An 11,086-nucleotide genomic window follows, 5' to 3' on the forward strand; every position below is an offset into this window, starting at 1 on the left:
CCGGATACATAAGCGGCAACCGCTTTGATCTCTTCTTCTGTCATTTTAGAAGCAATATCACGCATCATTCCATTAGGATCGTTATGACGTTCCCCATTAGCAAAAGCGTGTAATTGCGCTTCTGTATAGGCACGATATTGGGCAGATAGTTTCGGCCATTTCGCTGCTGGCATGCCGCTACCGTTTGGTCCATGACAAGCCATGCAGGCTGGCACACCGGACTCACTATTCCCACCACGATAAATCTGTTTGCCAAGCTCTAACAAATCTTCACTTACCGCACCTGGGGTGGCTTCTTTGCTGGCATAAAAAGCCGCTAAATCCGCCATATCTTCTTCTGATAGACCAGCGACCATCGGTGCCATAATGGCGTTTTCACGTTTACCGCTTTTGAATTCGACCAGTTGTTTGTAGAGATAGCTGGCATGTTGTCCAGCCAGTTTAGGATACATATCTGATGGGCTGTTACCATCGGCGCCATGGCAGGCCGCACATACGGCTGATTTTGCTTTTCCGGCAGAGACATCACCTGCAGCTAAACCAAGTGGTGAACTCGTTACTCCCAAACCCAGCACCACCGCTGAAATAATTTTTTTCATTGTAATTCCTAGACACTAACTTTCGGATACAAAACTTCCGGTATGCTACTCTTATTGGCACTTTTTTGCACCTGGAAAGACTGATATGTCAGAGTTATACCGTAGAGCGCATTATACTGTCAGCGCGACACAATTGTCTCAACTGCCCACCGACTCTGGATATGAAGTTGCTTTTGCCGGTCGTTCAAATGCAGGCAAATCCAGTGCTATCAACACAATCACCGGCATCAAGGCATTAGCACGCATCAGTAAGACACCAGGCAGAACACAAATGATCAATTTTTTTCATCTGGATGATGAAAGAGCGCTGGTTGATCTTCCCGGTTACGGTTATGCCAAAGTCCCGGAAAAAATGAAGCTGAAATGGCAGGCAACCTTAAGCAAATATCTGGAAACGCGCCAATCTCTGCGTGGATTAATGTTGATGATGGATATTCGCCATCCTTTAAAAAACTTTGATCTGCAAATGCTGGGTTGGGCAAAACAAGCTGAACTGCCTATTCATATCCTGTTAACCAAATCCGATAAATTAGGTCGTGGAGCTGGAGGAAATGCACTGCAACAGGTTCGTAAAGAGTTAACAGAGGCCGGTTTTGAGGCTTCGGTTCAACTATTTTCATCATTAAATCATCAAGGTCGTGATGAAGCGATACAGGTTCTGGATGAATGGTTTGAACTTTCAGTGCCTGCACAACAATAGAATTTTCTGCTGAATCAATTTATTACAAAATTTATACTTCAGGTGATGGCAGATGTCGTCACTCTCTGCTAACGTTAACTGCAATGGGTGCGGTCTTACCAAACCATCTTCAGTTTCATGCTGAAAGCCGTTCCATGGCAATGCAGCCAAAGCCAGTCACCCAAACCTGTTTTTTTCCATAACGATGCCCATTCAAGGATTGCCGCTATGACGCCAAGATATACTGCGATTACCACCCCTTTGCCTGAACTTTATCAGACGTCAAAACTGGGAATGAACACCCTTGCTTTAACTGAAGATTTTAAACGCTATTTCGGAATCTATCTGGGTCAGGACAAAGGCTGTGCCTCAGGCCATTACCTATACGCAGCCATGGCTCATACGCTGCGTGACCGGTTGTTTGAAAGAATGAAAAATACCAAACATACCTATGCGGAATCACGTTGCAAACAAGCTTATTATCTGTCGATGGAATTTTTGATGGGACGTGCCACCGGCAACGCAGCATTGAATTTGGGCATTGAAGAGCCGTTGAAAAAAGCTCTGGTGAATCTGGGTCTGGAATATGAAGAACTTGCTGAGTTTGAGCATGATGCAGGTTTAGGTAACGGTGGCCTTGGACGCTTGGCGGCCTGTTTTATTGATAGTTGCGCCACGTTACAACTGCCGGTTACTGGCTATGGCCTGCGCTATGAATATGGCATGTTTCAGCAAAAAATAGAAAATGGTCATCAACAGGAAATGCCAGACCATTGGTTACGGGATGGTAATCCGTGGGAACTCGAACGCCCTGAGTACACTCAGCGTGTCAAATTTGGCGGACATACTGAATTACGCCGCAATACCAGCGGACAAATGGAAATCCAGTGGGTTGATACCAATGATGTTCTGGCCGTTCCCTACGACTTACCTGTTCCCGGCTATCAGAATGGTACCGTGAACCGCTTGCGTTTGTGGAAAGCGGCTGCGACCGATGAATTTAATCTGGAAGATTTTAATGCTGGCTCCTACACAGAAGCTGTGGCCGCCAAGAATGAAGCAGAAAACATCAGCATGGTGCTCTATCCAAACGATGCCAGTGAAAATGGTAAAGAATTACGCTTGCGTCAGCAGTACTTTCTGGCGTCAGCCAGTTTGCAGGATATTCTGGATTATTGGGTCAAAACGCACGGTGAAGATTTTGAAAACTTTGCCGACAAGAATGTGTTTCAGCTTAACGATACTCATCCGACCGTTGCCGTTGCTGAATTAATGCGTCTGCTGATGGATGAGCATCAATTAGGTTGGGATAAGGCTTGGCAAATTACCTCCAAAACGATGGCTTATACCAACCATACTCTGTTACCTGAAGCTCTGGAGCGGTGGCCGGCAAATCTGTTTGGTCGCCTATTACCGCGTATTCTGGAAATCATTTACGAGATAAATGCCCGCTTCCTGCGGGAAGTCGCCAATCACTGGCCTGGTGACAAAGAACGCCTTGCACGTATGTCAATTATTGAAGAAGGTGCTCAACAACAAGTTCGTATGGCGCATTTAGCCATTGTTGGCAGTTTCTCGGTGAATGGTGTTGCGGCCTTGCATTCCGAGTTACTGAAAAAAGGTTTGTTTGAAGATTTTTATCAATTGTGGCCGGAAAAATTCAATAACAAAACCAATGGTGTCACCCAACGTCGCTGGATGGCCTGGTGTAATCCTGTGCTTAGCAAGTTGATTACTGAAACTATCGGCGACAAATGGATCACCCGCCTCAGTGAATTGCAAAATTTAGCACCGTTGGCTCACGACAAAGACTTTCAAAAATCATGGCATGAAGCCAAATTTGAAAATAAAAAACGTTTGGCCGCTTTGGTGGAAAAACAATGTGGCGTCACATTCAACCCTGAGGCGATGTTCGATATTCAGGTGAAGCGGATCCATGAATACAAACGTCAATTACTGAATGTTTTGCATGTTATTCATCTCTATGATCAAATCAAACGAGGTCATACTGAGGGATTACCCAAACGCTGCGTATTGTTTGGTGGTAAGGCAGCACCGGGCTATTTGATGGCAAAACAAATCATCAAACTCATTAACAACGTAGCTGATGTTGTGAATAATGATCCCGATGTGGGTGACTGGCTTAAAGTCGTGTTTTTCCCGAACTATCAAGTCTCGGTCATGGAAGTGATTTGCCCCGCAGCTGATTTATCCGAACAAATTTCAACAGCGGGTAAAGAGGCATCCGGCACCGGCAATATGAAGTTTATGATGAATGGCGCCATCACCATTGGCACACTTGATGGAGCTAACATTGAGATCCGTGAAGAAGTCGGTGATGACAACTTTTTCCTGTTTGGTTTATCCGAAGAAGAAGTTGCCGAAAAACGTGCCAGCTATAACCCTCAAGCCATCATCGAAAATGATGCTGATTTGAAACGGGTGATTGATTTATTAACGGGTGGTCATTTCAATCAGTTTGAACCGGGTTGTTTTGACAATATTATTCATGCCTTCACCAGCCCACACGATCCTTGGATGACTATCGCCGATTTCCGCAGTTACATTGATGCTCAGCATCTGGCGGGACAGGCTTATTTAGACAAAGAACGCTGGACCGCAATGAGCATTGTTAATGCAGCACAAAGCGGTAAGTTTTCAACCGACCGTACCATGGATGAATACAACCAGGATATCTGGAAACTTGAAAAAATAGCGCCACATCCAGACAGTTAAAAGCAGGCACACCAATCCCCTTGGCTATAAACATCATAACGTTTAGCCAAGGGGTATTTTTTACGGTGGTTTCAGGTGGGTAAAGTCCGTATAATTCGCGCTGTCAGTAACAATACAAAGCGCCTGTAGCTCAGTTGGATAGAGTATCGGTTTCCGAAACCGAGGGTCACAGGTTCAATTCCTGTCAGGCGCACCATTTTCAGTGTTTTGAGCCCCCCATAAAAACAAAGCCATTTCAGTTTTAACTGAAATTAGCTTTGCTCGAGATAGTCTCTTTGGTAGATGTTATTTAGCCTGAACTTCCGCTTGCAGTTTGGTTTGCTTGTTAACTGGACTCTGAGCTTGTTTGAAGTGGCGCGTCTATTTCAATCTGCCCATATTGTTCAAGTTTGTTATAAAGCGTTTTAACTGTTATGCCAAGTTGCTTGGCAGCTTGAGTTTTATTTTGCTGACAGGCATTCAAGGTTGAGATAATCAAGCTTTTTTCAGCTTCTTTAATCGATGTGCCCGGTCCAATACTGTTTTCACTGGTTGTCAGAATATTGGAAAAGTCGGGTAGATCAGCAACGGTAATCACCTCTTCGGCCAGAATATGTGCCCGTTCAACACAATGTTTTAGCTCTCTGACATTGCCCGGCCAACTATACTGCGCAAAGATCTCCAGAACTTCGTCTGCAAAAACTTTTCCGGTATTTGTCGCTTCATTACGATATGCCAGAAAATGTTTAGCCAACTCAATAACGTCATTATCACGGTGACGCAATGGCGGAATTTTGATGGGAAAATGGGCTAAACGGAAATACAGATCCTCACGCAAAAATCCGGATTCAATGGCTTCTTCGGGCTCGCGATTGGTTGCTGCAATAACCCTTACTTGAGATTGACGCACCACATCACTGCCGACGCGTCTGAATTCACCGCTTTCCAGCACACGAAGTAATTTACTTTGCAGGGCCAAAGGCATCTCGGTAATTTCATCCAATAACAAGGTTCCTTTTCCCCCTTGTTCAAAGAAGCCTATATGCTGATTCACAGCCCCGGTGAATGAACCTTTTTCATGACCAAATAACTCGCTTTCCACCAAATCAGCAGCCAAAGCAGCGCAGTTAACTGAAACCATTGGCTCATTAGCCCGCTCACTTTGTTCATGGATGGTTCTGGCAGCCACTTCTTTCCCGCAACCGCTTTCACCAATCAGAAAGACATTTGCATCGGTCTGACTGACTCGGCGTATTAAACGATAAAGCTTATGCATAACGGCAGAAGAGCCTAATAAAGAACCGTATTGATCAAGAGTGGAGGAAAGTGTGGCGGTGTGGCGGTTTTTCTTAAGCTGTTTGAATTCTTCAGCAAACTCGGTAGCAATCTCGATGAGAGGAGTAAAGTCTCTCATCTGTCGAAAATGATAAGCCACACCCTGGGTCATCATCATGTCCAACCATTTATTGGGCAGGCCATCGCTCAATAAAATCCAATCCGCAGTTTGTTGTAAAGGATGTGTTTCAAATAATTTATAGTCCGTCTCCGTAGCTTGCTGAGGCGCAAATATAACTAAATCTGCTTGATAACCATGTTCAGTCAGGTCGGCTACCTGAATAAGACTGAAGTCACATGCAGAAAGCTGATTGCTCAATGTCGCTGACAAAGCGTCATCTTTGGTGATTAATAATAATTTTGGCATAAGACTCGTTATCAATTAGTAGTTGAATTCGAGTCTAACATTAGCAATCTATGGTTTTCTTAACATAGATAAAGAGGCTGGAAATAATTCTCCAACCTCTTTACTCAGTAAACAGAAGCCCTAATTTCAACTTACTCGTCGCTGCACTGGTCGCTCACTTTTCAATCGTTGTAAGCGATCCTGACTTAATTGAATATTTGCCAAATGCCCAGCTAAATAAGAAGAAATTCGACGATCATTCATTCTTCTCACATAGATTTTAAAAATCTCTAATGATCGCATTTCCATTGCCTCCAAATCAGCAAGACTGTTTTTATCAATTATCTCGCTGAACGTTCCGTGGGCAAGCTTATATATCGCTCGCATTGTTAAAGCTAATTCGGTATTACTGGGCTCTGAATTTTTTAATCCCGAAAAACGTTTGTTAATATCATTAACGATCTCGGCCCTAACCAACGCCATTTCACGAAATAACATTCTAAGCTCACTACTGACCGCCATCCTTGCGGTCATAGTGTAGAAGCTGTGTCCATCTGCACAGATACTTTTCAACTCCTGAATAAGCTGCTGTTCTCTGTTATTTATCATAAGAATGACTATCAGTTTGTGACGACAAGTTCATCTCTGACATCCACAACCTTGTCATAACCTTTGGCCATTTCAACAGCAAGGTCTTTCTCAGTAGCATTCTTCACTTTGCCTTTTAATGTAACAACACCATTATTCGTTGAGACATTAATCGATGAAGCTTCAAGCTGATCATGGGCTGCAAGCTCCATTTTAAGGCCTGCAGTTACCGTCATATCATGCCAGGCGCGACTGAAAGATTTATTATCGCTATCTGCTGAATCATCAGTACGATAGTTTGCATCTACGGTGAGGTTATTTTTCACCTCTGTAATACCTTCAATATTCTGAGCTATCTCACCAGCCAGATCTTTCTGGGTTTGGTTTTTAACCTGCCCGCTTAATACCGCGACACCATTATCGATATCAGTATCAATTTTAAAATTATTTAATTGCGTGTTGAGTAATAACGCTGTCTCCAATTTGCCGTCTAACCAGGCATCTTTTGCTTCACCTTGCCAGGAATTGTCCGCCATAACAGGTGTGGTCATTAATGTTGTCACGGTCAAAACAGCTAAAGCATTCTTTTTAAAAGTCATCATCTATCTCCTAAGGTTAATATGTCACATACCTATCTCTGCCATAACCATGCCAACGAATTAAACAATTAAAAATCAAAACCTTAAGAATTAATTCCTTATAAAAAAAGGCGTAATCATGTAGAAATTACAAACTTTGTCAGGAAAAATTTCATGTTTAGCCGTTATTGATAACCATAAAAAAAGGCGCCTTTTGGCGCCTTGGTTATGAGCATTAATAAAGTGCTACTTTGTAAGTGCTTCAATTTCTTTTTCAGCCTGCTCTTTTGCCAGACCATAACGCTCCTGTAATAAACCGGCCAATTGTTGAGCGTTACCTTTGGTCTGCTCAACTTCATCATCGGTCAAATCACCCCAGCTTTCTCTCAATTTACCTTTAAATTGAGTCCATTTACCTGATGCAATATCTTTATTCATTTGCTTATCCTCATGATGTGAAAAATCTAGGAGCTCCACCTTTTAGTGGTTAATGAATCCTGATTTAGATAAAACCTCTTGATGAAACGATTCATACTAAGAGATAACCCATCAAAGATGATTCAGGAATCATGCCACCAACTTAAGTGGTTGTTTTCATTTTAATTTGAAGATAAAAACAGCAAATAGTTTTTAAATTATTAGTATAAATAACATAGTTGGATGTAATTTTTTCAACTTGTTCCACCCAGCACTTGCTCCTGAGAATGGGAACAACAAAGATAAAATCTTTAACCCCCATCAAGACACTGCAAGTAATAACCTCCAGGCACAAAAAAGGCCCTGTTAAGGGCCTTTTCCGTAACAACTAATTACAGCTTGTTATTTTGTGTTAACAATAAAGTCAACGCGACGGTTTAATGCACGACCGGCGTCAGTATCGTTGTTAGCGATTGGTGAAGTTTCACCCATACCAACTGGAATCAGGTTGTTACCGTTAACACCTTTAGATACAAGGTATTCAACAACTGACTCAGAACGGCGTTGGGAAAGCTTCTGGTTGTACTCTTCAGTACCGATGCTGTCAGTGTGACCTTCTACACGGACTTCAACAACTTCATCAGTATTGAGTAATGCATCAACCGCATCATCCAGGATAGAGCGTGCTTCTGGAGTCAATGATGCTTTATCAAACTCAAAGTTAACGCCTGTTAACGACAGGATTGTTTGACCGGCAATCGGGCAACCATCTTCGTCAACAATTACACCTTGCGGAGTATTTGGGCAAAGATCTCTGTAGTCAGGAACGCCATCTTTATCAGAATCAAGTGGGCAACCAACTGCATCAACTGTTACACCAGCTGGAGTATTTGCACACATGTCGATGCCATCAACAACGCCATCGCCATCTGAATCCATTGCACAACCTTGAGCATCAAGTAATGCACCTGGAACAGGTTCGTGTTCACAAATCACTTTTTCTTTTGCTGCTACGGCTGTTTCTGCTTTAGCTTCATCCGTTGAGCAAAGTAATAATGCCAACGCTGCACCGACTGCTGCACCACCAACTGCACCTGAACCACCACTTGAAACTGCACCAACTGCGGCACCAGCTACAGCACCACCAAGAGCGGAACATAAAGTGTAATTATCGTACGCACGCTGATTTGGGCCTGCACAACCAGCCAGCAAACCAATCGTCAGCAGTGCTGCGGTTAATTTTACTGAAATATTCATAGTTATTATTCCTTTAGATTTATTGCTTAGTATTGTTAATCGCTTGTCGATGTCTAGGCTGACACCTTGAACACGCTGTGTCTCGGTACTCAGGCATCATAATATTACGATTTACATTTGAAGTGTAACATATTAAAAAAAAGACATATTTACCTTTTTTTAAAATCCCTGAAAATCTAAAAACGCGTTCCCATTGTTTCGGTTTCCATCTCAAGGGATAAAGCTTGGGCACCAGCTTCTGCGGGGAGTTCACCAGTTTCAGAACCTAATTTTATCATCAGCCTTACTTCGTTACTTGAATCTGCATTCCGCAGTGCATCTTCATAGGAAATTTCGCCAGCTTTGTACAAATCGTACAACGACTGATCAAAAGTTTGCATTCCCAATTCACGAGAACGTTTCATCACATCCTTGATTTCAGCAACCTTGCCTTTTTCAATGAGATCACCGACTAGTGGCGTATTTAATAGAACTTCTACTGCCACTGCCCGTCCTGAGCCGTCTTTCTTAGGAATTAATCGCTGCGCGACAACGGCTTTAAGATTTAGGGATAAATCCAGAAATAATTGCTGATGCCGGTCTTCTGGGAAAAAGTTAATCACCCGCTCCATTGCCTGATTGGCATTGTTGGCATGGAGCGTGGAGAGGCATAAATGCCCGGTTTCCGCAAAAGAGATACCGTAATCCATCGTATCGCGGCTACGGATTTCACCAATCATGATGACATCGGGTGCTTGGCGTAATGAGTTCTTTAAAGCAATTTCGTACGAGTCCGTATCAACACCTACTTCACGTTGCGTAACAACACAGCCTGCATGCTTATGATCAAATTCAATGGGATCTTCGATGGTTAAAATATGTCCGGTACTGTTCTGATTGCGATAGCCAATCATCGCCGCCAGCGTTGTTGATTTACCACTTCCCGTGGCACCGACAAACATCACCAGACCGCGCTTGGTCATAGCAAGCTCTTTAATGATTTCGGGAACATGCAACTCTTCAATGGTCGGAATATCGCCTTTGACCAGCCGTAACACCATGGCAATCCGACTACGCTGATACAGTGCACTCACCCGGAAGCGTCCTGCTCCTTTGGTATCAATGGCGTAATTACATTCCTTATCACGTTCAAAAGTACGCTTCTGTTCATCGTTCATGGTACTCAATACCAATTCACGAGCGGTTTCCTCAGATAACGGTTCCTGAGACAGCGTGGCCATTCGGCCGTTTACTTTTAATGTTGGCGGACGACCGGAGGTAATAAAAATATCCGAGGCTTCGTGTTTTACCGCTGCCTTAAGAATTGTGACAATTTCCATCATGTTCTCCTAACGGAACAAATCCTTATTAACGGCGCGTGGTAAGGCTTCATGCTTAGTGATTTGTTGCCGACGCAGCAGATCCTGTAAACATTGATCCAACGTCTGCATGCCCAACGCCCCGCCGGTTTGAATCGAAGAATACATCTGTGGCACCTTGTCTTCTCGAATCAGATTGCGGATGGCTGGCGTGCCGATCATGATTTCATGCGCGGCGATCCGGCCCCCGCCCACTTTTTTCAATAAGGTTTGTGAAATAACTGCGCGTAATGATTCTGACAACATCGAACGTACCATGTCTTTTTCAGCGGCCGGGAACACGTCGATAATACGGTCAATGGTTTTTGCTGCCGAAGAGGTATGCAGCGTACCAAACACCAAGTGACCGGTTTCTGCGGCCGTCAGAGCCAAACGAATGGTTTCCAGATCACGTAATTCACCGACCAGAATAATATCCGGATCTTCACGTAATGCACTGCGTAACGCTTCACTGAAACCGTGCGTGTCGCGATGCACTTCACGCTGATTAATCAGACACTTCTTACTGCGATGAACAAATTCAATTGGGTCTTCAATAGTCAGAATATGTTCATTATCTTTTTCATTACGGTAATTGATCATTGCCGCCAATGTTGTCGACTTACCTGAGCCAGTTGGACCGGTCACCAAAACAATACCGCGATTATTGTCGGAAATCTGTTTGAAAATTTCCGGTGCACCCAATTCTTCCAGTGTCAGAACAGTTGAAGGAATGGTCCGGAAAACAGCCGCCGCGCCGCGATTCTGATTAAAAACATTGACCCGGAAGCGTGCCAGATTGGGGATCTCAAACGAAAAGTCAGCTTCCAGAAATTCTTCAAAATCCTTACGCTGGCGATCATTCATGATGTCATAGACCATGGCATGGACTTCTTTATGATCCATGGCTGGCAAATTAATGCGTTTAATATCACCATCAACGCGAATCATCGGGGGTTCACCGGCAGAAATGTGCAAATCCGACGCATTGTTTTTTGCACTAAAGGTCAGCAATTCAGTAATATCCATGCACATTCCTTATTCAATAACGACAGCTACCTGTCCCTGACAACATAGCGAATACCGCTAAAGGTAGCGCGCTCCTGACTGGCTTGCAACATGACAAATTCAAAAACCCGCCTGCAATCTGTGATGAACTTCATCAAATTGGCAGAACAACGTGCCAACCGCCCTGAAGGATCCGTTAAATTACTGGCGGTCAGTAAAACCTGGCC

Annotated in this window: 10 protein-coding genes and 1 tRNA gene; 3 read left to right on the forward strand and 8 right to left on the reverse strand. The window is 43.7% G+C overall.

What is annotated here, in order from left to right; translation table 11 throughout:
• A partial coding sequence (locus Q7V21_RS00105) for a cytochrome c (RefSeq protein WP_304915352.1) occupies window positions 1-599 on the reverse strand: 599 nt, incomplete at its 3' end.
• 85 nt (window positions 600-684) lie between these two features.
• Here Q7V21_RS00105 and yihA point away from each other — a divergent pair.
• From yihA to Q7V21_RS00120, 3 genes are all read left to right on the forward strand, one after another.
• Window positions 685-1,299, forward strand: coding sequence for a ribosome biogenesis GTP-binding protein YihA/YsxC (gene yihA, locus Q7V21_RS00110; RefSeq protein WP_304915353.1), 615 nt, complete (start codon window positions 685-687; stop codon window positions 1,297-1,299).
• 207 nt (window positions 1,300-1,506) lie between these two features.
• A complete protein-coding gene (locus tag Q7V21_RS00115; protein ID WP_304915354.1) occupies window positions 1,507-4,014 on the forward strand; it encodes a glycogen/starch/alpha-glucan phosphorylase in 2,508 nt (835 codons plus the stop codon).
• A 119-nt stretch (window positions 4,015-4,133) separates the two neighbouring features.
• Window positions 4,134-4,210 (forward strand) — tRNA-Arg (locus tag Q7V21_RS00120).
• Between the two features lie 129 nt (window positions 4,211-4,339).
• On the opposite strand, the gene Q7V21_RS00125 is transcribed toward Q7V21_RS00120, so the two are convergent.
• The 7 genes from Q7V21_RS00125 to Q7V21_RS00155 all read right to left on the reverse strand — a co-directional run bounded on the left by Q7V21_RS00125 (window position 4,340) and on the right by Q7V21_RS00155 (window position 10,880).
• A complete protein-coding gene (locus Q7V21_RS00125; protein WP_304915355.1) occupies window positions 4,340-5,695 on the reverse strand; it encodes a sigma-54-dependent Fis family transcriptional regulator in 1,356 nt (451 codons plus the stop codon).
• Between the two features lie 126 nt (window positions 5,696-5,821).
• Window positions 5,822-6,283 carry a hypothetical protein gene (locus tag Q7V21_RS00130; RefSeq protein WP_304915356.1) on the reverse strand — a complete coding sequence of 154 codons (462 nt, stop codon included), beginning with the start codon at window positions 6,281-6,283 and terminating at the stop codon, window positions 5,822-5,824.
• Between the two features lie 11 nt (window positions 6,284-6,294).
• Window positions 6,295-6,864 (reverse strand): BON domain-containing protein, encoded by a 570-nt coding sequence (locus tag Q7V21_RS00135; RefSeq protein WP_304915357.1) that lies wholly within the window; start codon window positions 6,862-6,864, stop codon window positions 6,295-6,297.
• A 222-nt stretch (window positions 6,865-7,086) separates the two neighbouring features.
• Complete coding sequence (locus tag Q7V21_RS00140) at window positions 7,087-7,278, reverse strand: CsbD family protein (RefSeq protein ID WP_304915358.1); 192 nt, start codon at window positions 7,276-7,278, stop codon at window positions 7,087-7,089.
• Between the two features lie 381 nt (window positions 7,279-7,659).
• Window positions 7,660-8,514 (reverse strand): OmpA family protein, encoded by an 855-nt coding sequence (locus tag Q7V21_RS00145; protein WP_304915359.1) that lies wholly within the window; start codon window positions 8,512-8,514, stop codon window positions 7,660-7,662.
• A 176-nt stretch (window positions 8,515-8,690) separates the two neighbouring features.
• Window positions 8,691-9,833: a PilT/PilU family type 4a pilus ATPase gene (locus Q7V21_RS00150; RefSeq protein WP_304915361.1), complete on the reverse strand. Its 1,143-nt coding sequence runs from the start codon at window positions 9,831-9,833 to the stop codon at window positions 8,691-8,693.
• A 9-nt stretch (window positions 9,834-9,842) separates the two neighbouring features.
• On the reverse strand, window positions 9,843-10,880 hold the full coding sequence (locus tag Q7V21_RS00155) for a type IV pilus twitching motility protein PilT (RefSeq protein ID WP_304915360.1): 1,038 nt from the start codon (window positions 10,878-10,880) through the stop codon (window positions 9,843-9,845).
• Window positions 10,881-11,086 lie beyond the last annotated feature (206 nt).

This window comes from Methylophaga sp. (assembly GCF_030651745.1).

Bases quoted from the DNA above. Each gene is read 5' to 3' on its own strand.
- Q7V21_RS00155 (WP_304915360.1), bottom strand. From the start codon at position 10,880: ATGGATATTACTGAATTGCTGACCTTTAGTGCAAAAAACAATGCGTCG.
- Q7V21_RS00140 (WP_304915358.1), bottom strand. From the start codon at position 7,278: ATGAATAAAGATATTGCATCAGGTAAATGGACTCAATTTAAAGGTAAA.
- Q7V21_RS00125 (WP_304915355.1), bottom strand. From the start codon at position 5,695: ATGCCAAAATTATTATTAATCACCAAAGATGACGCTTTGTCAGCGACA.
- Q7V21_RS00115 (WP_304915354.1), top strand. From the start codon at position 1,507: ATGACGCCAAGATATACTGCGATTACCACCCCTTTGCCTGAACTTTAT.
- Q7V21_RS00150 (WP_304915361.1), bottom strand. From the start codon at position 9,833: ATGGAAATTGTCACAATTCTTAAGGCAGCGGTAAAACACGAAGCCTCG.
- yihA (WP_304915353.1), top strand. From the start codon at position 685: ATGTCAGAGTTATACCGTAGAGCGCATTATACTGTCAGCGCGACACAA.
- Q7V21_RS00130 (WP_304915356.1), bottom strand. From the start codon at position 6,283: ATGATAAATAACAGAGAACAGCAGCTTATTCAGGAGTTGAAAAGTATC.
- Q7V21_RS00145 (WP_304915359.1), bottom strand. From the start codon at position 8,514: ATGAATATTTCAGTAAAATTAACCGCAGCACTGCTGACGATTGGTTTG.
- Q7V21_RS00135 (WP_304915357.1), bottom strand. From the start codon at position 6,864: ATGATGACTTTTAAAAAGAATGCTTTAGCTGTTTTGACCGTGACAACA.